General features: G+C 68.1%; 19 protein-coding genes and 1 riboswitch. Of the genes, 15 read left to right on the top strand and 4 right to left on the bottom strand.

The annotated features are described in order from the left end of the window. Nucleotides 1–187 precede the first annotated feature (187 nt). Together smc and ftsY are read left to right on the top strand one after the other, a co-directional pair. A complete protein-coding gene (smc, locus tag AC1DZV_RS09445) occupies nt 188–3,832 on the top strand; it encodes a chromosome segregation protein SMC (protein WP_476953536.1) in 3,645 nt (1,214 codons plus the stop codon). 88 nt (nt 3,833–3,920) lie between these two features. Continuing rightward, a complete protein-coding gene (ftsY, locus tag AC1DZV_RS09440; RefSeq protein ID WP_476951210.1) occupies nt 3,921–5,132 on the top strand; it encodes a signal recognition particle-docking protein FtsY in 1,212 nt (403 codons plus the stop codon). A 78-nt stretch (nt 5,133–5,210) separates the two neighbouring features. Here ftsY and AC1DZV_RS09435 read toward each other — a convergent pair whose 3' ends face one another. Further along, complete coding sequence (locus AC1DZV_RS09435; RefSeq protein WP_476953535.1) at nt 5,211–6,917, bottom strand: hypothetical protein; 1,707 nt, start codon at nt 6,915–6,917, stop codon at nt 5,211–5,213. A gap of 164 nt (nt 6,918–7,081) precedes the next feature. Next, the gene (locus tag AC1DZV_RS09430; protein ID WP_476953534.1) at nt 7,082–8,332 is read right to left on the bottom strand and encodes an MFS transporter; all 1,251 of its coding nucleotides are present in this window, start codon (nt 8,330–8,332) and stop codon (nt 7,082–7,084) included. 251 nt (nt 8,333–8,583) lie between these two features. Here AC1DZV_RS09430 and AC1DZV_RS09425 point away from each other — a divergent pair, with 251 nt between their 5' ends. Then, nucleotides 8,584–9,966 carry an ammonium transporter gene (locus tag AC1DZV_RS09425; protein ID WP_243177164.1) on the top strand — a complete coding sequence of 461 codons (1,383 nt, stop codon included), beginning with the start codon at nt 8,584–8,586 and terminating at the stop codon, nt 9,964–9,966. Next, nucleotides 9,963–10,301 (top strand): P-II family nitrogen regulator, encoded by a 339-nt coding sequence (locus AC1DZV_RS09420; RefSeq protein WP_028276847.1) that lies wholly within the window; start codon nt 9,963–9,965, stop codon nt 10,299–10,301. Before AC1DZV_RS09425 ends, AC1DZV_RS09420 begins: the two co-directional genes overlap by 4 nt. A 191-nt stretch (nt 10,302–10,492) precedes the next feature. Here the strand turns inward: AC1DZV_RS09420 and AC1DZV_RS09415 are convergent, their stop codons facing one another. Beyond that, the gene (locus AC1DZV_RS09415; RefSeq protein WP_028276848.1) at nt 10,493–11,881 is read right to left on the bottom strand and encodes a glucose-6-phosphate dehydrogenase; all 1,389 of its coding nucleotides are present in this window, start codon (nt 11,879–11,881) and stop codon (nt 10,493–10,495) included. A 152-nt stretch (nt 11,882–12,033) separates the two neighbouring features. Between AC1DZV_RS09415 and ffh the strand changes: the two genes are divergently transcribed. Beyond that, nucleotides 12,034–13,623 (top strand): signal recognition particle protein, encoded by a 1,590-nt coding sequence (gene ffh / locus AC1DZV_RS09410; RefSeq protein WP_476951213.1) that lies wholly within the window; start codon nt 12,034–12,036, stop codon nt 13,621–13,623. A gap of 71 nt (nt 13,624–13,694) precedes the next feature. After that, nucleotides 13,695–14,429, top strand: a complete 735-nt coding sequence (locus AC1DZV_RS09405) for an alpha/beta fold hydrolase (protein WP_229992666.1) — start codon at nt 13,695–13,697, stop codon at nt 14,427–14,429. Here the strand turns inward: AC1DZV_RS09405 and thiC are convergent. Further along, complete coding sequence (gene thiC / locus AC1DZV_RS09400) at nt 14,426–16,291, bottom strand: phosphomethylpyrimidine synthase ThiC (RefSeq protein WP_476953533.1); 1,866 nt, start codon at nt 16,289–16,291, stop codon at nt 14,426–14,428. The two genes, AC1DZV_RS09405 and thiC, sit on opposite strands and share 4 nt — an antisense overlap. Continuing rightward, a riboswitch (TPP riboswitch) is annotated at nt 16,287–16,394 on the bottom strand. It overlaps the preceding gene by 5 nt. Nucleotides 16,395–16,468: 74 nt before the next feature. On the opposite strand from thiC, the gene AC1DZV_RS09395 reads away from it, so the two are divergent. The 9 genes from AC1DZV_RS09395 (at nt 16,469) to rplS (ending at nt 23,132) form a co-directional block, all read left to right on the top strand. Beyond that, on the top strand, nt 16,469–16,969 hold the full coding sequence (locus AC1DZV_RS09395; protein WP_476951215.1) for a GNAT family N-acetyltransferase: 501 nt from the start codon (nt 16,469–16,471) through the stop codon (nt 16,967–16,969). A gap of 3 nt (nt 16,970–16,972) precedes the next feature. Then, a complete protein-coding gene (locus tag AC1DZV_RS09390; RefSeq protein ID WP_476953532.1) occupies nt 16,973–18,079 on the top strand; it encodes an amidohydrolase family protein in 1,107 nt (368 codons plus the stop codon). Between the two features lie 75 nt (nt 18,080–18,154). Next, entirely contained in the window at nt 18,155–19,030 is an 876-nt protein-coding gene (locus AC1DZV_RS09385) for a VOC family protein (RefSeq protein WP_476953531.1), read from the top strand. Nucleotides 19,031–19,606: 576 nt separating this feature from the next. Further along, the gene (locus tag AC1DZV_RS09380) at nt 19,607–20,044 is read left to right on the top strand and encodes a hypothetical protein (RefSeq protein ID WP_459385099.1); all 438 of its coding nucleotides are present in this window, start codon (nt 19,607–19,609) and stop codon (nt 20,042–20,044) included. A 218-nt stretch (nt 20,045–20,262) separates the two neighbouring features. Then, nucleotides 20,263–20,688: a 30S ribosomal protein S16 gene (rpsP, locus tag AC1DZV_RS09375; protein ID WP_026266438.1), complete on the top strand. Its 426-nt coding sequence runs from the start codon at nt 20,263–20,265 to the stop codon at nt 20,686–20,688. A 1-nt stretch (nt 20,689) separates the two neighbouring features. After that, nucleotides 20,690–20,932, top strand: coding sequence for an RNA-binding protein (locus tag AC1DZV_RS09370; protein WP_018773450.1), 243 nt, complete (start codon nt 20,690–20,692; stop codon nt 20,930–20,932). Nucleotides 20,933–21,055: 123 nt separating this feature from the next. After that, a complete protein-coding gene (gene rimM / locus AC1DZV_RS09365; RefSeq protein WP_476953530.1) occupies nt 21,056–21,673 on the top strand; it encodes a ribosome maturation factor RimM in 618 nt (205 codons plus the stop codon). Further along, on the top strand, nt 21,674–22,537 hold the full coding sequence (gene trmD, locus AC1DZV_RS09360; protein ID WP_476953529.1) for a tRNA (guanosine(37)-N1)-methyltransferase TrmD: 864 nt from the start codon (nt 21,674–21,676) through the stop codon (nt 22,535–22,537). Between the two features lie 235 nt (nt 22,538–22,772). Continuing rightward, nucleotides 22,773–23,132: a 50S ribosomal protein L19 gene (gene rplS / locus AC1DZV_RS09355; protein WP_018773447.1), complete on the top strand. Its 360-nt coding sequence runs from the start codon at nt 22,773–22,775 to the stop codon at nt 23,130–23,132. The last annotated feature ends 108 nt before the right edge of the window (nt 23,133–23,240 follow it).

The raw sequence follows: 23,240 nt of genomic DNA, 5'->3' as shown, positions 1-23,240 counted from the left end.
TGCAGGTCAATTCCCGCATATGCGGCCTCCGCCATCTGCGGCGGCTCCGCGCTGGTTCTGCGCGGAATGGCCGCAGATGCGCAGTAGATTGTAAGTATCCGGGGCCGCCCCGGAACCCCCGTGTCCGTCCGAATCATGCTTTCGTCGGACAGCGGACCAGTCCGCCGACCAGGAGAACCGAAGCGCCTTGCACCTGAAAAGTTTGACCGTCCGGGGATTCAAGTCGTTCGCCTCGGCGACGACCTTTGAATTCGAACCGGGCGTCACCGCCGTGGTGGGCCCCAACGGCTCGGGCAAATCCAACGTGGTGGACGCGCTGGCCTGGGTCATGGGCGAACAGGGAGCCAAGACCCTCCGCGGCGGCAAGATGGAAGACGTGATCTTCGCCGGCACCTCGGGCCGGCCGCCCCTCGGGAGGGCGCACGTCTCGCTGACCATCGATAACAGCGACGGCGCCCTCCCGATCGAATACAGCGAGGTCACGATCTCGCGCACGCTGTTCCGGACCGGCGGCTCGGAATACGCCATCAACGGCGCGGGATGCCGGCTGCTCGATATCCAGGAGCTGCTCTCTGACTCGGGCCTGGGCCGCGAGATGCACGTGATTGTCGGCCAGGGCCAGCTGGACAAGGTCCTGCACGCCACCCCCGAGGACCGGCGCGGCTTCATCGAGGAGGCCGCCGGCATCCTCAAACACCGCCGCCGCAAGGAAAAGACGGTCCGCAAACTCGAAGCCATGCAGGCCAACCTGTCCCGGCTCAGCGACCTCACCGGCGAAATCCGGCGCCAGCTGACCCCGCTGGGCAAACAGGCCGAGGTGGCCCGGCGCGCCCAGAGCGTCCAGTTCGAGGTCCGTGACGCCCGCTCACGGCTCCTGGCCGACGACCTCGTTGCGCTGCAGTCCGCGCTGGCGCAGGACGTGGCGGATGAATCGGCGCTCAAGGCACGCCGCGCCGTCGTCGAACGCGACCTCGAGGCCGGGCGGCAGCGCCAGGTCATCCTCGAAGGGCTCGCGGCCGAGGCCACGCCCGCGCTGAACGCCGCGCGGGAGAACTGGTATTCGCTCTCTTCCGGGCGCGAACGGCTCCGTTCCCTCGGTTTGCTCGCTGAGGAACGCCGCCGCCTGCTCGGCGCCGCGGACGTGGTTCCGGACCCAGGCCGGGACCCGGACCAGCTGGAGCAGCAGGCCGCCCGCGTCCGCGACGAGCAGGCCGGGCTGGAACGGCAGATCCTGGACCGCACCGAGGCCCTGGACGCCGCGACAGCCGCCAAACACGCCGCGGAACAGGCCGCCGCCGCCGAGGACAAGCGGCTCGCGGCCCTGCTCCGGGCCGCCGCGGACCGGCGTGAAGGCCTGGCCAAGCTCGCCGGGCAGGTCGGCGCGGCACGGTCCCGTGTCGAGTCTGCCCAGTCCGAGCTCGGCCGTCTCCGCGAATCGCAAAAGGCCGGCGAGGAGCGCCGCCGCCAGGCGCACAGCGAGTTCACGGCCCTGGAAGCGCAGGTCGCAGGGGTCGAGGACGGCGAGGAATCGCTCGACGCCGATTACGAGGCCGCGAGCGAGGCCCTCGAAACCATCATCGCCGACATTGACGCCCTGAAGGCGGCCGAGCGCGAAGGCGAGCGGGAACGTGGTGCCCTCATGGCCCGCCGCGATGCCCTCCAGCTGGGCCTGAACCGCAAAGACGGCTCCGGGCATGTGCTCGGCGCGGCAGCCGGGGACCTGGCCGACGGGGTCCTGGGATCGCTGGCATCCATGATCACCGTGGATCCCGGATTCGAGGCCGCCGTCGCCGCCGCACTCGGCAGCGCGTCCGACGCCGTGGTGGTCCGGGACCAGCAGACGGCCGCCGCTGCCGTGCGGCTGCTGCGCGCGGACGACGCCGGCCGTGCCGCGCTGCTGCTGGCCGGCCCCCCGGCCGGGTCCCCGCCGCCGGTGGCCGATGCGCTGTCGGCCGATGCATTAACCGGCGGCAGCACGCTTCCCGCGGGCGCGCGCTGGGCTGTCGATCTGGTGGATCTTGTGTCGGCTGCGGCACCGGACGCCGCCGGCCTGCCGCTGCCCGCCCTGCTGGCCGGCGTCGCCGTCGTCGAGGACCTGGATGCCGCAGCGCAGCTGATCGCCGCGCGTCCCGAGCTGACCGCCGTGACCCGGACCGGGGACGTCTTCACGGCGCTGACCGTGACCGGCGGGTCCGCGTCGGCGCCGTCGCTGCTGGAAGTCCAGGCCGCTGTCGACGACGCCGCGTCGAAGCTGGCCGCCGTCACCGCCGCGCTCGAACGCAACCGCTTCGCACTCTCCACCGCCCGGACCCGGCGCGCCGAAGCCCAGGACCGTGCCGACGCGGCCCTCGCGAAACTCCACGACTCCGACGCGAAACTCGCGGCCGTCGCCGAACGCCTGGGCCACCTGAACGCGGTGCTGCGCAGCGCCGTCGCCGAAAGTGAGCGGCTGGCCGCGTCCCTGGCCAGGGCTGAGGCCCAGATTGTCAGCGAACAAGGTGCGCTGGAAGCGGTGGCGGCCCGGCTCGCCGCGGCCTCAGAGGCCCCCGCGGAGCAGGAACCTTCCCCGGAGCACCGGGATGCCCTGGCCCTGGCCGCCTCGCTGGCCCGCACGGCCGAGATGGAGGCCAGGCTCGCCCTGCGCAGCGCCGAGGAACAGCTCACGGCCACCCGAAACAGGGCGGCGTCGCTGGAACGGGCCGCCGCCACCGAACGCCGCGCCCGTGAGGAAGCCGCCGAACGGGCCCGCCGCCGCCGGCTCCAGGCCCGGCGCGCCGCCGCCGTCGCCGTCGCCGTGCAGCAGGTCATCGGATTCATCGACGTGTCCGTGGAGCTGGCCCGCCGCGAGCGGGACAGCGCCGAGGAACGCAAGGACGCCATGGACCGTGAACTGGCCGGGGTCCGCAGCGGCAACGACGCGCTGGCCCGCGAACTGGCCGAACTCACCGACTCCGTGCACCGCGACGAGCTCGCCCGCACGCAGCAGCGGCTGCGGATCGAGGCGCTGGAACTGAAGAGCGTGGAGGAGCTCGGGCTGACTGCCGGGCAGCTCGTAGCCGACTACGGACCGGACCAGCCCGTCCCGGTCCCTGCCGGCGACTCGGCGGACAAATGGGCCGCACTCCGCGCCCCGGTGGACGAGGACGGACGCGAGATTTCCGAGGGCAAGCCCTTCGTCCGTGCGGAACAGGAAAAACGGCTCAAACGCGCCGAACGCGACCTCGCGGCCCTGGGGAAGGTCAACCCGCTGGCGCTCGAGGAGTTCGCCGCGCTTGAGGAGCGCCACCAGTTCCTCAGCACCCAGCTCGAAGACCTGAAATCCAGCCGCAAAGACCTGCTGGACATCATCAAGGAAGTCGACGACCGCGTCCAGAAGGTCTTCGCCGAGGCGTTCGAGGACACCTCCCGGCAGTTTGTCCGCGTCTTCGCCCGGTTGTTCCCCGGCGGCGAGGGCCGGCTGGTCCTGACCGACCCCACCGACATGCTCACCACCGGCATCGAGGTCGAAGCCCGCCCGGCCGGCAAGAAAATCAAGCGGCTCTCGCTGCTTTCCGGCGGCGAACGCTCCCTGACGGCCGTGGCGCTGCTGGTGGCCATCTTCAAGGCACGGCCGTCGCCCTTCTACGTCATGGACGAGGTCGAGGCCGCGCTTGATGACACCAACCTGGGCCGGCTCATCACCATCTTCGAAGAACTCCGCGAATCCAGCCAGCTGATCGTCATCACCCACCAGAAACGCACCATGGAAGTCGCCGACGCCCTCTATGGCGTCACAATGCGCGGCGACGGCGTCTCCACGGTTATCAGCCAGCGGCTCAGAGCGGAGATCTAGGCAAACGTCCAGGTCCCGGCACGACGGCGTCCGCGCGCAACAAAAGCGCTGGCCACGGCCCATTTGGGGTTTGTGAGAAGCTAGGGGAGTGAACGATATCCTCCCCATCATTCTGCCCATTTTCGCTGTCCTGGTGGTCCTCGGTGTGCTGATCCCGGTGCTCATGAAGACCCGGAAGAGCGCCAAGACCTACACCGGCCCGCGTGACGCAAACGACCCCGTTGGGGCCCCGGGAGCCGGAACCCTTGTGGAGGACCGTCCCGCGCAGGCGCCGGCACCGGCACGGACCTCGCCGGACGGCGTCGAACTCGAAGAACCAACCCTCGAAGTTCCGGACGACGCAGCCGGGCTGGAAACCGTGCCGGTGGAAACCCCGCTGCCGGTGGCCGGGCGGCTGATGCGGCTGCGCGAGCGGCTGGTCAAGTCCAACAACATCCTGGGCAAGGGGCTCCTGGCCCTGCTCTCGGCAGACAAGATCGATGAAGACGTCTGGGATGAGGTCGAGGAAACCCTGCTGCTGGCCGATCTCGGCACCGAACCGACCATGCAGCTCGTGGACTCGCTCCGCGAACGCGTCAAGGTGATGGGCACGCGGGACCCTGAGCACGTCAAGGCCCTGCTCCGGGAGGAACTCATCAAGCTCGTGGATCCCACCATGGACCGGAGCCTGAACGTCGAGCGCCACGGCGACAAGCCCGCCGTCATGATGGTTGTCGGCGTCAACGGCGTTGGCAAGACCACCACCGTGGGCAAGCTGGCCCGCGTGCTCGTGGCCGAGGACAAGGACGTGCTGCTGGGCGCGGCGGACACCTTCCGCGCTGCCGCCGCCGAGCAGCTGGCCACGTGGGGCCAGCGCGTCGGCGTGCCCACCGTGAAGTCGGACATCGACGGGGCGGACCCGGCCTCGGTGGCCTACGAGGCCGTCAAGGCCGGCATCGACCAGGAAGTCGACGTCGTCATGATCGACACCGCGGGGCGCCTGCAGAACAAGGTGGGCCTCATGGACGAGCTCAGCAAGGTCAAGCGGGTCATCGAAAAGCTGGCCGAGGTGGACGAGGTGCTGCTGGTCCTGGACGCCACCACCGGCCAGAACGGACTCAACCAGGCCCGGGTGTTCTCCGAGGTCGTGAACATCACCGGGATCGTCCTGACCAAGCTGGACGGCACCGCCAAGGGCGGGATTGTCGTCGCCATCCAGAAATCCCTCGGGGTCCCGGTGAAGCTGATCGGCCTGGGCGAAGGCGCCGACGACCTCGCGCCGTTCGAGGCCGAAGGCTTCGTGGATGCGCTGCTGAACTAGCGCGCACCGCAACAAAAAGAGTGCCCCGGTCCTGTCTTGTGAGTTCAGACAGGGCCGGGGCACTCTTTGTTCGAGTGGCTAGTACTTGAAGTTCAGGACCGTCACTGTGCCGGCTGTCAGCTTGAACTCCTGCGTCTGGGACTTGAACGCGAAGCCGGGTACCGTGGCGCGCTTGGTGAGGGGCGTGGGCTCGGTCTTGGCGCCATCGATGACGGTCTGGTCCTCGGCTGCGTAGCTGGGTCCGCTGAGCTGGGTCATGGTCCCGGTGACCGGTTTGCCCGGAAGGTTCAGGGTGACGGAAGTCTGCGCGGCCTTTTGGGGGTCGTTTTCGTTGATGATCACCACGCTGGTGCTGCCGTCGGCGTTCTGCAGCGCGTAGCTGAACGTCGGGCCGCCTCCGGTGCTGTTCACTTTCATGAACTTGCCGGCCTCGAGCTCGGCCACCATGGAGATGCCGAAGAAGTTGGCCCGGCCGGACATCTGGCCATTGCCGAACGGGTAGGCCCCGGCGCTGCAGATGGCGGACAGGGGCGGGCCGCCCTTGCACGTCAGCAGCGAGCTGTGGAAGCCGATTCGGGTGATGCCCAGCTGGGCGGCGGTGAGGGCATAGTCTGCCGCCCACAGCGCAGATGCGTGGGTACGGGAGGTCTCATTGGAACCGGGGCACGCCGAGATCCCGGTTTCCGGAATCCAGGTTTCCAGGCCGGCGGCACGACCCACTGCGAGGGCCACCTTCTGGTAGTCGACGCCACGGTCGTGCATCGTTCGGCTCGTCGCGTTTGCCAAGGTAGGCGAATCCTGAGGCAAGCTGCCGTCACAGTTGGAGAGCGGGTAGTGGTGGAACGTCAAGATCTTCTTCTGCGGGAGGTCCGCATCGACGAACGGCTGCCACCACTTCTGGTCGTAGGTGCCCGGGCCGGAGATGGGCACGTTCGGCGCCACTGCATAGATCGCGTTGGCGTAGTCCTTCAATTCCCGAATGTACTGATCCAGGCTGTAGCCGCTGCCGGACTTCACATCGTTGAACACAAAGCCGTTGGGCTCATTGCCCACGGTGATGCTCAGCAGCCGGTCGCCGAGGATCGCCGAGGCGTTCTTGGCCATGTCCGCAGCCCGCGCCGGGTTGTAGTGGCCCAGATCCACCGTGAGGCTTACCCTGGCGTCGCCGGCGTCCAGCAGGGTCTTGAGCCGGACCAGGTCTGCCGGGCCCACGGCCTTGACCGGGTGCGTCTTGTCACCCTTGTAGTCGGCGGGGACGGCCTCGCCGCTGGAGGTCCAGAAGAAACGCCGGTCCACGGCGTTGCCGCCGAAACGCAGGACCGGCTGGTCGATCTCCTTGAGCAGCTTGACCATCGTCGCGTTGTCGCTGCTGAGGTCGGGATCGGCCAGATCCGTGGCCTCCAGGGAAATTCCCGCCATGCCCTTGTTCAGGGAAGTGCCCACGAGGTCATTGGAGACATCGACCTTGAGGGGCTCAACCTTTTCCAGCGGCGACCCGGCCGGCGGACCCGGCTGCGCGTAATAGGTGACGGTCGGTCCCACCTCGGCAGGGGCGGGCGCCGGTGCCGACTGGGCCGGGGAAGAAGCGGCCGGCGGTCCCGGCGTCGGGTTTCCGAGCGCGAGGGGAACCAGTACTGCTGCGGCGACGGCGACTATTCCGGCGCCGGCGATCAGCCCTGCGCGCTTCCTGCTTCCCGCGCTTGTGCCCGCACTCTTACCGGGGTTGGCGGGTTGGGCGGGGTCGGGGCTTTCGGCTTTCCCGGGGGAAGAGTCGAATTTGGCCATGGGGGATTACCTCCGGAAGTTTGTGGCACGTGCCCCCAGCTTAGCCAAGGGCGGAGGCCGCCGCTGACCGGAAGGCCCTGGACAACGTCCCGTGCACGGTCCCGGACGAGGTCACGGCTGAGGCGCTGCTGCCCGGACCGGACCACCGGCGGCAACGCCGCAGGTCAGGCGCGGTCCGGGGCCGGCCGGCGGAACGTTTCGCGGGCCGGCAACCACACGGCGGCGGCGGCCAACAGGATGCCGCCAGTGACCCCAAAGGCCCAGCCGTAGCCCAGCCGGTCCGCCAGCAGCCCGGCCACCACCGGTCCGACAATCGCGCCGCTGTCGGAAGCCATCTGGAAGACGGCCAGGACGCGGCCGCCCGAGCGCTCGTTGCCGATCACGTCGGCGATGGCGGCCTGCTGGGCCGGTCCGAGCAATCCGGAGCCGATCCCGGCGCAGGCGGAGGCGAGCAGGAACCAGGGCAGCTGGTGTGTGAAGCCGATGGCCGCCGTGGCGGTGCCGGTGACCAGCAGTCCGGCCAGCAGGAGCGGCTTGCGGCCGAGGCTGTCCGCGAGCCGGCCGGAAAACGTCAGCGCCACCGCGTTGCCGCCGGCAAACACCGCCAGGGCCCAGCCGGCCGATTCCGGACCGGCGCCGAGCGCCACGACGGCGAAGAGCGGCACTGTGGCCATCCGCACCCCGAAGGTGGCCCAGCCGTTGGCAAAGCTCGAAAACAGGCCGGCCCGGTAGGCGCTGTCCCGCAGCGCGTCCCGCAGTTCCATCGCCGGGGCCGTGGCGCCGGGCTGCCGCGAGGCGGCGGGGACATGGCTGAGCTGGCTTTGCACCACGACGGCGGCCAGCACCAGGGCCGCCGCATAGGCCAGGAACGGCACCCGCAAACCGAAACCGGCGAGCATCCCGCCGACGATGGGGCCGCAGACGTTGCCGATCAGGAAGGCGGAGGCATAGGCCCCGGAGACCCGGCCGCGGCTTTCCGGCGGCGCGAGCCGGACCACGAGCGCCATGGACGCCACCGTGAACATCACCGAACCAGCCCCGCCGAGGCCGCGGAAGACCAGCAGCTGCCAGTAATTCTGGGCGAAGGCGCAGGCGGCCGTGGACGCCGCGACGATCAGCAGCCCGGCCACATAGACCGGCCGTTCGCCCAGCTTCACGATCAGGGCGCCGCCGGCCGGTGCGAAGACGAGCCGCATGAAAGCGAAGATGCTCACAATCACCGCCGCCGCGGTCGCCCCGACGTCGAACGTGGTGGCGAACTGGGGCAGAACCGGTGCCACGAGGCCGAAACCGATCGCAATCAGGAAGGCCGCCACCAGCATCACCTTGATGTCCCGGGGCAGCCGGGAACGGCCCGGGGCCCGGGAAGGGACCTCGGCTGCGGCGTCGCCGGCGGGGCGGGAGGTCTTGCTCATAATGCGTTCGTCCTTGGGAAGATGCGGTGCGGGCTGGCGGCGGGTCCAACAAGTGCGGGAATAATCCGCTGAAACATAACCGTAACAAGTGTGAGATGCACCATTTACGTCCGGGAGGTTCTTGTAACAACCCGGCAATGTAAATCCTCCGCCAGCGAAACACTGCCCCGCGAAACTCTTTCTAGAACGCAAATAAATGCGTTGGGACCGGCGGACTACTCCGCACCTAATAGCAAGAGAGGACGTAGACCATGGAACTCACCGCAGGTCTCGTTTGGCTCCTGGTCGCCGCGGCACTCGTGCTGTTCATGACCCCGGGCCTGGCATTCTTCTACGGCGGCATGACCCGCGCCAAGTCGGCTTTGAACATGATGATGATGAGCTTCGTCGCCATTGGAACCGTCGGCATCATGTGGATCCTGTGGGGCGCTTCGATGGCTACGACCAACGAAGACAACTTCTACCAGATCTTCGCCAACCCGTTCAGCCACTTCGGCCTGCACAACTTCACCGAGCCGGCCGACCTGCTCAAGGTCGGCTACGCGGCCACCTTCGCGATCATCACGGTGGCCCTGATTTCCGGAGCGGTCGCCGACCGCGCCAAATTCTCCGCATGGGTGGTCTTCACCCCCATCTGGGCGACCCTGGTCTACGCGCCGATGGCCTTCATGGTCTGGGGCGGCGGACTCTTCTCCGCCAATGGATGGTTCGGCCAGACGTTTGCGCCGGTCATCGACTTCGCCGGCGGCACCGTGGTCCACATCAACGCCGGCGTCGCGGGTCTCATCCTGGTCCTGATCATCGGTAACCGCAAGGGCTTCGGCAAGGACCCGAACCACCGCCCGCACAACATTCCGTTCGTCATGCTCGGCGCCGCAATCCTGTGGTTCGGCTGGTTCGGCTTCAACGCCGGTGCCGCTGCCACTGTGGAGCAGGCCGGCCTGATCTGGATCAACACCCTGGCCGCCCCGGCCGCAGCCATGCTCGGCTGGCTCGCCGTGGAGCGCTTCCGCGACGGTCACCCGACCTCCCTCGGTGCCGCGTCCGGCGTGGTCGCCGGCCTGGTCGCCATTACCCCGGCCTGCGCCAACGTCTCCCCGCTTGGTGCGATCGCCCTCGGCGTCGTGGCCGGTGTGGCTTCGGCGCTCGCCGTCGGCCTGAAGTTCAAGTTCGGCTACGACGACTCGCTCGACGTCGTCGGCGTCCACCTCGTCTCCGGTGTTGTCGGCACGGTCGCAATCGGCTTCCTTGCCACCCCGACCCAGGGCGCCGCGGGCCTGTTCTACGGCGGCGGCACCACGCAGCTGGTCGCCCAGACCCTCGCGGCAATGATGGCCATCGTCTTCACCGCCGTGATGACCTTCATCATCGCCTTCCCGATCCACAAGCTCATGGGCTTCCGGGTTTCCCAGGAACAGGAAGTTGTCGGTGTGGACCTGAGCCTGCACGCCGAGACCGCCTACGAGTTCGGCGTCGGCGGGCACGGCGGCAGCTTCCAGCCGCTGCACGAACTGATCACGGGCAAGCCGATGGGCGGCGAGCCGCAGGAGGAAGGCACAGCCGCCGAAGTGCCGGTGGACGCCGCGTCCAACGGCAAGCAGAACGCAACGGGCAAGGAAAGTGTGGGGGCATGAAACTGATCACGGCAATCGTCCGACCGGAAAAGCTTGAGGCTATTCGCGAAGGCCTGGAAGCCTACGGTGTGCAGGGCCTCACGGTCAGCGCAGCCAGCGGCTACGGCCGGCAGCGCGGTTACACCGAGGTCTACCGCGGGGCCGAGTACAACGTGGACCTGCTGCCAAAGATCCGGGTGGAAGTCCTGGCCACCGACGAACAGGCGGACGACATCCTGGATGTCATCATCGCCAGTTCCAACACCGGCCGGGCCGGCGACGGAAAAGTCTGGACGATGGATGTGTTCGAAGCTGTCAGGGTCCGTACCGGAGAACGTGGTTCGGCAGCGATCTAGTTGCTCCCCGCTCCATGCCGCTAGGGCCAACAGACACAGCGGCGTTGACACGGCACTGACACAGTGGGCCGGACACCTGAGAAGGTATCCGGCCCACTGTGTCGTTGCTGCCTGGTCGGTGCTGCTGTGTCGTTGCTGCTGTGTCGGCTCCGGCGCACCGCCGGATCCGCGCGGGCCCTGCCGGGACGAATCTAGGCCGGCCAGCCCTCCGGCCCCGGGGTCCCGGCCGGATATTCCTCCAGCGGGACATGCCCGGCGGTCCAGGATTTCAACACCGGCGCCAGGATGCGCCAGCAGTCCTCGGCCGTGTCAGCCCGCACCGAGAGCAGCGGATCCCCGGTCAGCACGCCCTCGAGCACTTCACCGTAGGGGAGGAGTTCGGAGGCGCTCAGTTCGGCCTGCAGCGTGGCCCGGTCCAGGCTCAGGACATTGCCCGGTCCGTTCACGTCGACGTCGAACTGCAGCGTGTCCGGGCCAAAGCCGATCCGCAGCTGGTTGGGGGCGTCCACACCGGTGAACCCCTTCGGAAGATGCGGCACCGGCCGGAAGGTCACCACGGCCTCCTTGCGTTTCTGGCCCAGCGCCTTGCCCGAACGCAGGATGAACGGCACGCCCTGCCAGCGCCAGTTGTCGATCTCCACCTGCACCTCGGCGAGGGTTTCAGTACCCCTGGACGCGTCCACGCCCTCCTCCTTGGCGTAGTCCGGAATGTCCCGGCCGTTGATCGAACCCGCCGTGTACCGGGCCCGGCGGCTGCTTTGCCGGTAGGGGGCCTTGATGCTGCTGGCCCGCAGCACGGTGGCCACGGCATCGCGGAGATCGCGTTCGTCCACGGATGCCGGCGGCTCGATTGCCATGAGGGCCATGATCTGAAGCAGGTGGCTTTGGATCATGTCACGGAGCGCCCCGGCGCCGTCGTAGTAGCGGGCGCGGCCTTCGAGGGCGAGGTCCTCGTCGAAGATGATCTCGATTTTTTCGATGTTCTGCCGGTTCCACACCGGCTCCAGGAACGTGTTCGCGAAGCGCAAGCCAAGGATGTTCAGGACCGTTGCCTTGCCGAGGAAGTGGTCCACGCGGTGGATGTGGTCCTCCGGGACCAGCGCCGCCAGCGTCTTGTTCAGGTGGCGCGCCGACTGCTCGTCGGAGCCGAACGGCTTCTCCATGACCAGCCGGGTGCCGGCGGGCACGTCCTCCGGCGCCAGGGCCTCGCACGCGAGCTGGCTGACCCGCGGTGGCAGGGCGAAGTAGACCGCCACGGGCCCCTCCAATTGCGCCAGGAGCCCGGCGAGCTGGCCCTCGGCTGTGACATCGAGCTGGTGGTAGGTGCTCTCCTTGCGGATCCGCTTGAGCTCCCGCTTGCCGTGGGCGTCGGCCTTGGAGTCCTCGTCCGCGAACGACTCCTCGATCCGGCCAAGCCACTGCTCCGGCGTCCAGGGGTCCGATCCCGCTCCCGCCAGGGTGAGGCCGTCGGCGCGGCCCCGGGACACCAGGCGGGCAAGCCCCGGTAACAGGAGCCTTCCGGTGAGATCGCCGGAAGCGCCCAGGATGAGCAGGGTTTTTACAGTTGTTTGGCTGGTCACCTACGCCAGCATGCCATCTTGAAGGCGCATCTTGGTACCCTAGATAGTCGAGTCCTGTTGTCGAGGCGGTTCGTCCAGGCGAATACCAGTCGCGACGCTGGCGTGCCGCACCGGCCGCCACCTGTAGATCCACTGAAAGAAGTGCACGGCGCGTGTTCAATTCACTCTCTGACCGGTTGACAGCAACCTTCAAGAATCTGCGTGGCAAGGGCCGCCTGACCGAGGCGGACGTTGACGCCACAGTCCGGGAGATCCGGCGTGCCCTCCTGGACGCCGATGTCGCTGTGCCCGTCGTCCGGGAGTTCACCGGCCGCGTGCGCGAGCGTGCCCTCGGCGCCGAGGTCTCCGGGGCGCTGAACCCGAGCCAGCAGATCGTGAAGATCGTCAACGAGGAACTCGTCGAGATCCTCGGCGGCGAAACCCGCCGGATCCGCCTGGCGAAGACCGGACCCACCATCATCATGCTGGCCGGCCTCCAGGGCGCCGGCAAGACCACCCTGGCCGGCAAGCTGTCCAAGTGGCTCAAGTCCCAGGGCCACAGCCCGATGCTGGTGGCCTGCGACCTCCAGCGCCCCAACGCCGTCACCCAGCTGCAGGTGGTCGGCCAGCGCGCCGGCGTGCCCGTCTTCGCCCCGCACCCGGGCGCCACGTCCACCGAGCTGGACCACCCTGCCGGCGACCCTGTCGCCGTCGCCCGCGCCGGCGTCGAGGAAGCCAAGCGCACCCTCCACGACGTCGTGATCGTGGACACCGCCGGCCGTCTCGGCGTCGACGCCGACATGATGGAGCAGGCGCGCCAGATCCGCCGCGCGATCGTCCCGAACGAAGTCCTGTTCGTGATCGACTCCATGATCGGCCAGGACGCCGTCAACACGGCCCTGGCCTTCGACGAGGGCGTCAACTTCACCGGCATCGTGCTCTCCAAGCTCGACGGCGACGCCCGCGGCGGCGCCGCGCTCTCCGTCGCGTCGGTGACCGGCAAGCCGGTCATGTTCGCCTCCACCGGCGAAGGCGTGGACGACTTCGAGCTCTTCCACCCGGACCGCATGGCCTCGCGCATCCTCGACATGGGTGACGTCCTCACCCTGATCGAGCAGGCCGAGAAGTCCTGGGACAAGGATGAAGCCGCCCGGATGGCGCAGAAGTTCGCCGACCAGGAAGACTTCACCCTCGATGACTTCCTCGCCCAGATGCAGCAGATCCGCAACATGGGCTCCATGAAGAAAATGCTCATGATGATGCCGGGCGCGCAGAACATCCGCCAGCAGCTGGAGCAGTTCGACGAGCGCGAGATCGACCGCGTCGAGGCCATTGTCCGCTCGATGACCCCGCACGAGCGCGTGGCTCCGAAGATCATCAACGGCTCCCGCCGGGCCCGTATTGCCCGCGGTTCCGGCGTGCACGTCTCCGAGGTCAACGGACTGCTGGAACGTTTTGCCCAGGCCCAGAAGATGATGAAGAAGATGGCCGCCGGCGGCGGGATGCCCGGCATGCCGGGAATGCCCGGCATGGGCGGCGGGGGCGGAGCCCGCAAGGGAGCCAAATCCGCGCCCAAGAAGAAGGCCCGCTCCGGCAACCCGGCCAAGGCGGCGCAGGAACTGCGCGACGCCGAGGCCCGGCGCGCCGCCGGCCCCAAGGCGCTGCCCACCGGCGCGTCGTTCGGCCAGCAGGGCGCCGACTTCGATCCGTCCCAGCTGAACCTGCCCAAGGGTTTCGACAAGTTCCTCGGCGGCAGCAAGTAGCCATAAGTGCTGACGGCCGCCGGCACTGTGTCGCCGGCGGCATCAGCACTGGAGTGCCATAGGGTTAGACAATGTTCAAGCAGCGCGTAGTCTTCGTCCACGGGGACGGCAGCTTCGGCGCCGCCGCGTGGCCAAAACAGCACGGAATGGCGCTGGACTACGACGCCCTGTTCCTGCGGCGGCACGGGTTTGACGCCGTCGCGGAACCGCTCGAATCCAACTTCGCCGCCGACGCCGCCATCGTGCTCGCCTCGCTGGCAGACGACGGCCGCGGCGAGGCTGGCGGCCACGTGGTGGCCCATTCGCAGGGCGCGATCGCGGCGATGATGGCCGCCGTCGAACGGCCCGACCTCGTCCAGTCGCTGACCCTGGTGGAACCGGCCTGCTTGTCCCTGACCGCGGAGCTCCCGGCCACCGCCGCGCACCGGGCCCTGATGCAGCCGCTCTTCGACGTCCGCCACAACCTCAGCGACGACGACTTCCAGCGGGAGTTCATCCGCCGCGCGTTCGCGGCGGACGCCCCCGGGGCCACGACGCCGGAGGCCCTCCGGGCTGCGCGCCGGCTCCGCCTGCAGGCGCCGCCGTGGGAAGCCCCGCTGCAGATCGTGCCGGGGGTGCCGACCCTGGTCCTGACCGGCGGCTGGGAACCGCTGTATGAGGAAATCGCCGGCTACCTGCGCGAGACCGGCGCCCTGCACCGCACGGCGCCGGGAGGGCACCGGCCCCAGGATTCAGCCGAAGGGGACCGGGCCATCCGCTCCTACATCGCCGAGGTCAGCCGGCACCAGCACGCCCGGGCCTCCTAGGAAGCTGCGCGTCCTCCCACCGAGGGCTGCGGCAGGTAGACCTTGCCGCCCGAGGCGAGGAACTCGTTGCTCTTCGCCCGCATTCCGGCCGCCATCTGCGCCAGGGCCGCCTGCGAATCAGCTGAACCGTATTCGTCCCGGATATCCTGGCTGATCCGCATGGAGCAGAACTTCGGACCACACATCGAACAGAAGTGGGCTGTCTTGGCCGGCTCCGCGGGAAGCGTCTCATCGTGGAAGGCCTCGGCCGTGACCGGGTCCAGGGACAGCGCGAACTGGTCCCGCCAACGGAACTCAAACCGCGCCTTGGACAGCGCATCGTCGCGTTCGTGCGCGCCGGGGTGGCCCTTGGCGAGGTCCGCGGCATGGGCCGCGATCTTGTAAGTGATCACGCCCGTCTTCACATCGTCCTTGTTCGGCAGCCCGAGGTGTTCCTTGGGCGTGACGTAGCAGAGCATGGCGGTGCCGTAGCGGGCGATCTCGGTGGCGCCGATCGCCGAGGTGATGTGGTCGTAGCCCGGTGCGATGTCCGTGACGAGCGGCCCGAGCGTATAGAACGGGGCGCCCTTGCAGAGTTCCTGCTGGCGTTCCACGTTTTCCCGGACGAGGTGGAAGGGCACGTGCCCGGGGCCCTCCACCATGACCTGCACATCGAAGTCCCAGGCCCGCTGGGTGAGTTCGGCCAGGGTGTCCAGTTCGGCGAACTGTGCCGCGTCGTTGGCGTCCGCCGTCGCGCCGGGCCGCAGCCCGTCGCCCAGGGAGAACGCGACGTCGTAGCGTGCGAAGATCTCGCACAGCTCGTCGAAGTGGGTGTAGAGGAAATTCTCCTGATGGTGCGCCAGGCACCAGCCGGCCATGATGGAGCCGCCGCGGGACACGATGCCGGTGACCCGGTTGGCCGTCAGCGGCACGTAGCGCAGCAGCACGCCGGCGTGGATGGTCATGTAGTCCACGCCCTGCTCGCACTGTTCGATCACGGTGTCCCGGAAGATCTCCCAGGTCAAGGCATTGGCCTCGCCGTTGACCTTCTCCAGCGCCTGGTAGATCGGGACCGTTCCGATGGGGACGGGGGAGTTGCGGATGATCCACTCGCGCGTGGTGTGGATGTCGTCCCCGGTGGAGAGGTCCATGACGGTGTCCGCGCCCCATTGCGTGGCCCACTGGAGTTTGTCGACCTCCTCGGCGATGGAGCTGGTCACGGCGGAGTTGCCGATATTGGCGTTGATTTTCACCAGGAACGCCTTGCCGATGATCATCGGCTCGGATTCGGGGTGGTTGACGTTGTTGGGAATGATCGCGCGGCCCGCGGCCACCTCGCTGCGCACCAGCTCCACATCGCAGTTCTCCCGCAGCGCGACGAACCGCATTTCCTGGGTGATCACGCCGTCCCGGGCGTAGCGCATCTGCGTGACGGTCCTGCCCTCAACGGCGCGGCGCGGCACCGGCCGGCCGCCCCGCCACTCGGCCGACGCCGCACCGCGGCGCACCGCCGATTTGCCGTCGTCGAGCAGCTCCCGTTCGCGGCCGGCGTAGGGTTCGGTGTCCGCCCTGGCTTCAATCCAGGGGGTGCGGAACGGCTCGAGGCCGCGGACGGGATCGCTGCCCGGGCCGGCAGTGCGGTAGACCCGGAACGGCGGGTTCCGGACGCCGCCCGGGGAGGGTTCCAGGGCTATCTCGGTCACCGGCACGCGGATGCCGTGCTCCGGGTCCGTGCTGAAGGCCAGCGAGTGGGACTTCAGCGACTGTGTGGGGGCCGGAGGCTGGCTTGGGGCAGACCCGTGCTGGGCAGACCCGTGCTGGGCTGGCCCAGTGGGGGCTGACTCATTGTGGGCAGGGCTGTGCTGTGTCACTTGGGAGTTCACGGAAATACTCACTTCCTTCGCCGGCATTACCCGGACAGGTTCAACGGTCGCAGGCTGCGTCAGCCCGATCTCAGCCCCTGCAGGGGCACCCGTGTGGTCGTAGACGAAGCTACCACGCACCTCCGGCCGGCCGTCGAGTGTGACGCGGGCGGCGGGCCGCGGTGTTAACGTGGCACGGTGACTCTGCCCAAGGCGCTGCCCCGCATCCGGACCGCGACGCCGGAAGATCTCCCGGCGCTGCCGGCTTTCGAGGCCGCAGCAGACGCCGTCCTCATAGAGGAACTGGGGAACCGGCCGCTCCCGGCTCCGCAGTTGACGGCGCCGGTCGAGCCGCTGTTCATACTTGTCGCCGGAACTCCGCCCGTAGGCTTTGCCCGCGTTGACGAACTCGGCGGCCAGGCCCATCTGGAGCAACTCTCCGTGCAGCCGGACTTTGGCAGGCGGGGGATCGGACGGTCCCTGGTGGAGGCGGCCCTCGATGCGGCCCGGGGCCGCGGCTATTCATGGATGACGCTTTGCACCTTCGCCGGCGTCCCGTTCAATGCGCCGTTTTACGCGGGCTGCGGGTTCGAGGAAATCGCCCGGCCCGGGCAGGCGCTGGCTGCCCTGCGGATCCACGAAGCGCAGCTGGGGCTCGATGATCTGGGCCCGCGGATTGCCATGCGGATTAGGCTTTAGGCCATGACCAGCATCATCGAGTTCAGCGGGCCCATCCTCACGGCGGCGAACCAGGTCTGCTACGGGTTGTGGTCGGTGGAGGGCAGGCTGACCTTTCGCCGGCCCGCGGCCGCGCCGGAGCTCGTGCTGGACGGCTGGGTCATGCCCGGTCTCGTGGACGCACACTGCCACATCGGCCTCGGCCCGGGCGGGGACGTTACCGAGGACACCGCGGAATTCCAGGCCCTGGCGGACCGCAACGCCGGGACGCTCCTGGTCCGCGACGCGGGCGCCGTCCACAACACACGCTGGCTCCAGCAACGCGTGGACCTTCCCCGGATCATCCGCTCGGGCCGGCACCTCGCGAGGACCCGGCGCTACCTGCCGGGCCTGGCCGTCGAGGTCGAGCCGGAGGATCTCGTCGAGGCCGTGCGGAAGCAGGCCCGCGCGGGCGACGGCTGGGTCAAGCTCGTGGGGGACTGGATCGACCGCGACGCCGGCGATCTCGCCGCCAGTTTTCCCGCCCGGACGGTCAAGGACGCCGTCCGGGCCGCCCACGATGAGGGGGCCCGCGTCACCGCACACTGCTTCGCCGAAGACACCCTCGATGACATGCTCGACGCCGGGATCGACTGCATCGAGCACGCCACCGGGCTGCTGCCGCGGCACCTGCCGCGCTTCCTCGAACAGGGTGTTCCGATCGTGCCCACCCTGATCAACATCGCCACGTTCCCGGACATCGCCGCCCGGGCGGCGGCCAAGTTCCCCCGCTACGCAGCCCACATGCGCTGGCTGTGGGAGCGCCGGGCAGAGCGGATCCTCGAAGCCCACGAGGCCGGGGTGGCAATCTACGCCGGTACCGACGCCGGCAGCGTGATCAGCCATGGCAGGATCGTGGACGAGATTCAGGCCCTGCACGCCGCCGGCCTTGCCGCCGCTGCCGCCCTCGACTCCGCGAGCTGGTCGGCGCGGACCTGGCTCGGCGCGGAGTCCATCGGTGAAGGGGCAAGTGCTGATGTCCTCGTCACCGCCGAGGATCCGCGGAGCAATCCGGCCACGCTCCGCCAGATCCGGCATATCGTGCTGCGTGGGCTGCCGGTGGACCGGGCGCCAGGCGGTCATGAGGAATAAATTGAAGCTTCAAGTAATTTAGCTTTATATAGAGTCGCCGAAGGCCGGCGGCTAACAAATCCACGGAGCGTTGTCATGACCGCAGAAGCCAGCACCCAAGACCTCCTTCCTGCCGAACTCACCATGGGCACCGTGATGCTCAAGGTCGGCGACATGAAGCTGATGACCGACTACTACCAGCGCGCCCTCGGCCTGGAGACTGTGGCCGAACAGGACGGCGGGCTCTACCTTGGGCGCCAGCAGAAGCCGCTGGTGCATCTGGCGCCTGCCCCGGACCTGTTTCTTCCTTCCCGTGGCGAGGCCGGGCTCTTCCACACCGCCCTCCTCTTCGAGGACCAGCACTCCCTGGCGGCCACCATCGCCACCGCGGCCCAGTACGAGCCCCAGTCCTTCACGGGCAGCGCGGACCACCTCGTCAGCGAGGCGTTCTACTTCAACGACCCCGAAGGCAACGGCATCGAGCTGTACTGGGACCGGCCGCGGGCGGCGTGGTCCTGGGAGGGCAAGAACGTCGTCATGGACAGTCTCGCCCTGCCGCCGCAGCGCTACCTGCAGCAATACCTGACCGAGGAGTCCGTGGCAGGCCAGCGCCAGGCCGCCGCCGGCGTCGGGCACGTCCACCTGCAGGTCGGCGACGTCCAGTCGGCGCATGATTTCTATGTAGGCACGCTCGGCTTCGAAAAGACCGCGGGCTGGCACGGCCAGGCGCTGTTCGTCTCGGCCGGCGGCTACCACCACCACATGGCCATGAACGTATGGAACAGCCGCGGCGCGGGTCCCCGGCGCGACACGCTGGGCCTGGGTGAAGTCCTCATCGAGGTGCCCTCCGGCGACGACGTCGCGGCCCTGGCCGACCGGCTCAAGGTTGCCGGCGTCGAATCCCACCACACCGGCGCCGAGCTGCGCTTCGAGGATCCGTGGCGCAACCGGATCCGCGTCGCCGTGCGCTAGAAGTTCTCCCCAGGCAAGCTGGTCGCTGGGCGTGTCCAGCGCGCACAGCTTTCCGCTGGACATGTCCACTCTTCGCCGGCGGGACCGCTGGGTCCATTGCTCGGGACCGGGACTCCGGAACATGTCCATTGCTCGCCGCCGGGAATGGACGTAGCTGCCATATGTTCATTCCTTGCTGTCAGGACGGGGCATGCCCAGCGGGCCCTGGTCGGTTTCCCCGGGCCAGCGAAGGACATGTCCACTCTTCGCCAGCAGGACAGTGGAACATGCCCAGTGCTCGCAGTCGCGAATGGACATAGCTGCCATATGTCCAGTGCTCAGGGTTAGGGGAGGGCATGTCCACGGGCCGGGTAGGGTTCACCGGGCCAGCGAGGGACATGTCCACTGTTCCCAGGCGGGACTTCGGAACATGCCCAGTGCCCGCAGTCGCGAATGGACATAGCTGCCATATGTCCAGTGCTCAGGGTTAGGGGAGGGCATGTCCAGCGGGCGGGGCGGGGCCATGCTGAAGCGGCTAGGCTGAAGCGACGTCGAAAACAGCGGTCTGCGGACCGCCGAACCCTAAGGACCAGCTGCATGGGATTCACCGAACTCTTTGTGTCCACCCACGAAGAAGCCCTCAAGCGCGCCGGCGCACTGGAAGGCGGCAGCCCGGCCGCCCCGGGCGCCGTCCGCATCCCGGAGATCAGCGACTTCGAGGTGGAGCGGCTGGGGGACCTCGCCGGCGTCGCCGTGCACGCCCCGGGCGCGGACTATGAACTGGCCATGGTCGACGTGGCCAGCGACTCGCTGCTCGGCGTCCCGGCGGCAATGGTCCGCACGCTGGCGGAACTGCTCAGCTATGAAACCGAAGGGGAGGGTGACGTCCTGGAGGATGTCGCCGCCAACTGGGCCGCCGAGGAGGACATGCCCTTCGGTCCGGACGAGGCCCGGGACTACGTCCGCCGGATTGCCGAGCTCGCCGCCGGCGTCGACCCCGCCACCAGGTCCGGCCTCTTCGTCTGGACGTCCTGACCGGCCCTCGAGGCCGCTTCCAGGCCGCGCGGTGGTGCGCCAAGCTCGTGTCAAGTCGAAATCCTGCCGGTGATCTGGCACAATGAACAGGTACTCGATCTGCGTGGCCCCTCTCTCCGCGTCTGGATCTTGTCCTTTAGAACCCCCAAGTACGGCCCGCCCCACGGGTGCAGAACGCCGGGCTCGACCCCGTTTCAGAAACAGGAGTGACCACAAAAGTGGCCGTAAAGATTCGCCTTAAGCGCTTCGGTAAGATGCGCGCACCGTACTACCGCATCGTCGTCATGGACTCACGCTCCAAGCGTGATGGCCGTGCTATCGAAGAGATCGGCAAGTACCACCCGACCGAAGAGCCCTCGTACATCGAGGTCGACACGGACCGTGCCCAGTACTGGCTCGGCGTCGGCGCACAGCCGTCCGAGCAGGTTGCCGCGATCCTGAAGATCACCGGTGACTGGCAGAAGTTCAAGGGTCTCCCGGGCCAGGAGGGAACCTTGAAGACCAAGGCTCCCAAGGCTGCCTTCGTTACCCCGGAAAAGGGTTCCGTGATCATCCCGGAAGCCATCACCAAGAAGGCCAAGAAGGACGAAGCTGCCGAGGCTCCCGCCGACGCCGCCGAAGCAGAGACCACCGAGGCTGAGTAAATTGCTGGCAGAAGCGCTCGAACACCTGGTCCGCGGGATTGTTGACAGCCCCGAGGACGTCAAGGTCAGTGCGAAGAACAACCGCCGCGGGGAAACCCTCGAGGTGCGCGTTCATCAGGACGACCTCGGACGGGTGATCGGCCGGCAGGGCCGGACCGCACGCGCATTGCGCACTGTGGTTGCGGCGCTGGCGGACGGCGAGCCGGTCAGGGTCGACGTCGTCGACACCGACCGCCGCCGGTAACGCTTTCAGCACTACTTGTCTTGAGTCCGGCCCCTTCACCAGATAACGGTGGAGGGGCCGGACTGTTTTCCCGTTATTCCGCACCAGAGAATACAGAATCACCAACCCCGAACAGAGGAACAGATGCAGCTCCAGGTGGCACGAATCGGCAAGCCCCACGGCATCCGCGGCGAAGTGACCGTCCAGGTGCTCACCGACGCGCCCGGCGACCGTTTTGTCCCCGGCACCCAGTTCATCGTGGAACCCGCCTCGGCCGGGCCGCTGACGGTGTTCAGCGCCCGCTGGAACAAGGACATCCTGTTGCTGGCCTTTGACGAGATCGAGACCCGCAACGAGGCCGAGACCCTGCGCGGCGCCAAGCTGTTCATCGAAACTGAAGACATCGGCGCCGAGGACGACGACGAGGGCTGGTACGAGCACGAGCTCGTGGGCCTGGAGGTCCGCGTGGGCGGCAATGTGGTCGGCAAGGTCTCGGCGCTGCACACGCTGCCCGTCCAGGACCTGCTGGTCGTCACCACGGACGACGGCACGGAAGTCCTGATCCCCTTTGTCGAGCAGATTGTGCCCGAGGTTAACGTGGCTGAAAAGTACGTCCTCGTCACCCCGCCGCCCGGACTGTTCGAAGTCAACACGGACGAGGCGCCCGAGGCCCAAAACCCCGATGCCCAAAACCCCGCAGCCCAGGCTCCCGAAGCCCAGGGTGCCGCGGCCCGGAACTCCGAAGACCAGGGCAAAGCGTAGATGAGAATCGACGTCGTCAGCATCTTTCCGGAGTACCTGGCCCCGCTGGAGCTGTCGCTGATCGGCAAGGCCCGCCAGGACGGCCTGCTGGACCTCAAGGTCCATGACCTGCGGGACTTCACCACCGACCGGCACCGCACGGTCGATGACACCCCCTACGGCGGCGGCGCCGGCATGGTCATGAAGCCCGAACCCTGGGCGCAGGCCCTCACCGCCGTGGCCGCCGGGCGGTCCGGGGACGCCGGCGCGCCTGACGACGCCGGCGCGCCTGACGACGGCGGCACCGCAGAGTCTGCCGGCCCGGACGGTGCCGCCAAGCCTGTCCTGATCGTCCCGTCGCCGGCGGGGGAGCGCTTCACCCAGGCCACCGCGCACGAACTGGCGGAGGAAGACCAGCTGGTGTTCGCCTGCGGGCGCTACGAGGGCATCGATGAACGGGTCCTGGAATGGGCCGCGGAGCACTTCACGGTGCGCCCGATGAGCCTGGGGGACTACGTCCTCAACGGCGGCGAAGTCGCCGTGCTGGCCATGGTCGAAGCCATCGGCCGGCTGCTGCCCGGCGTCGTCGGCAACCCCGAGTCCCTCGTGGAGGAATCCCACTCGGACGGGCTGCTCGAATACCCCGTCTACACCAAGCCCTCCAGCTGGCGGGACCGGGACGTCCCGGCCGTGCTGCTGAGCGGCAACCACGGCAAGATCGCCCAGTGGCGCCGGCATGAGCAGTACCGGCGCACCGCCGAACGCCGCCCCGACCTCCTCGTGGAGTTCGACGCCGGCAAGCTGCCGCGCGCGGACCGTACGGCCTTCTCCGACCTGGGGTACGACGTCGTCGACGGCCGCCTGCTGCGCCGTCCCGACGCCTAACCGCCGGGATTGGGCTAACCCGCAGAAAATGTGGCAAAATTAGTCCTTGTGCCTGCTGGGTTGCGAACCTGCCACAGGGGGAGCGCTACCAACAGTCCGGCACCCCGGCCCCGTCTACTCCTGACAGGGCCGGATTGACAAACTTTCGGCGGAAATTTCCGGGCGGCGCATGCCACCGGCCTTGCCCGCCGTAACCCAACGTGAGTGACCTGTGGCGTTCACCAGGAGTGGATCAATGCATATCCTCGATTCCGTAGATGCAGCCTCGCTGCGCACCGATGTTCCCGAGTTCCGCGCGGGTGACACCATCAAGGTTCACGTGAACATCATCGAAGGCAAGAACTCCCGCGTCCAGGTCTTCCAGGGCTTCGTCCTTGGCCGCCAGGGCGATGGCGTCCGCGAAACCTTCACCGTCCGCAAGGTCTCCTTCGGTGTCGGCGTGGAGCGTACCTTCCCGGTGCACTCCCCGATCATCGACAAGGTCGAGCTCGTCTCCAAGGGTGACGTGCGCCGCGCCAAGCTTTACTACATGCGTAACCTGCGTGGTAAGGCCGCGAAGATCAAGGAAAAGCGCGACTTCCAGACCGCCAAGTAAGCCTTTTCGTCTTCCACGACAGGCTTCCACCGCGGATCCACGGACCGTATCCGGTGCGTCAGCTAGTGCGGCGCCGGAGCTATCCGCAACAGCGCACATTAGTTCACG

Source organism: Arthrobacter sp. P1_D12, from assembly GCF_056406175.1.
The sequence above is the reverse complement of the archived record's forward strand: the minus strand, read 5'-3'. Positions and strand labels throughout refer to the sequence as shown.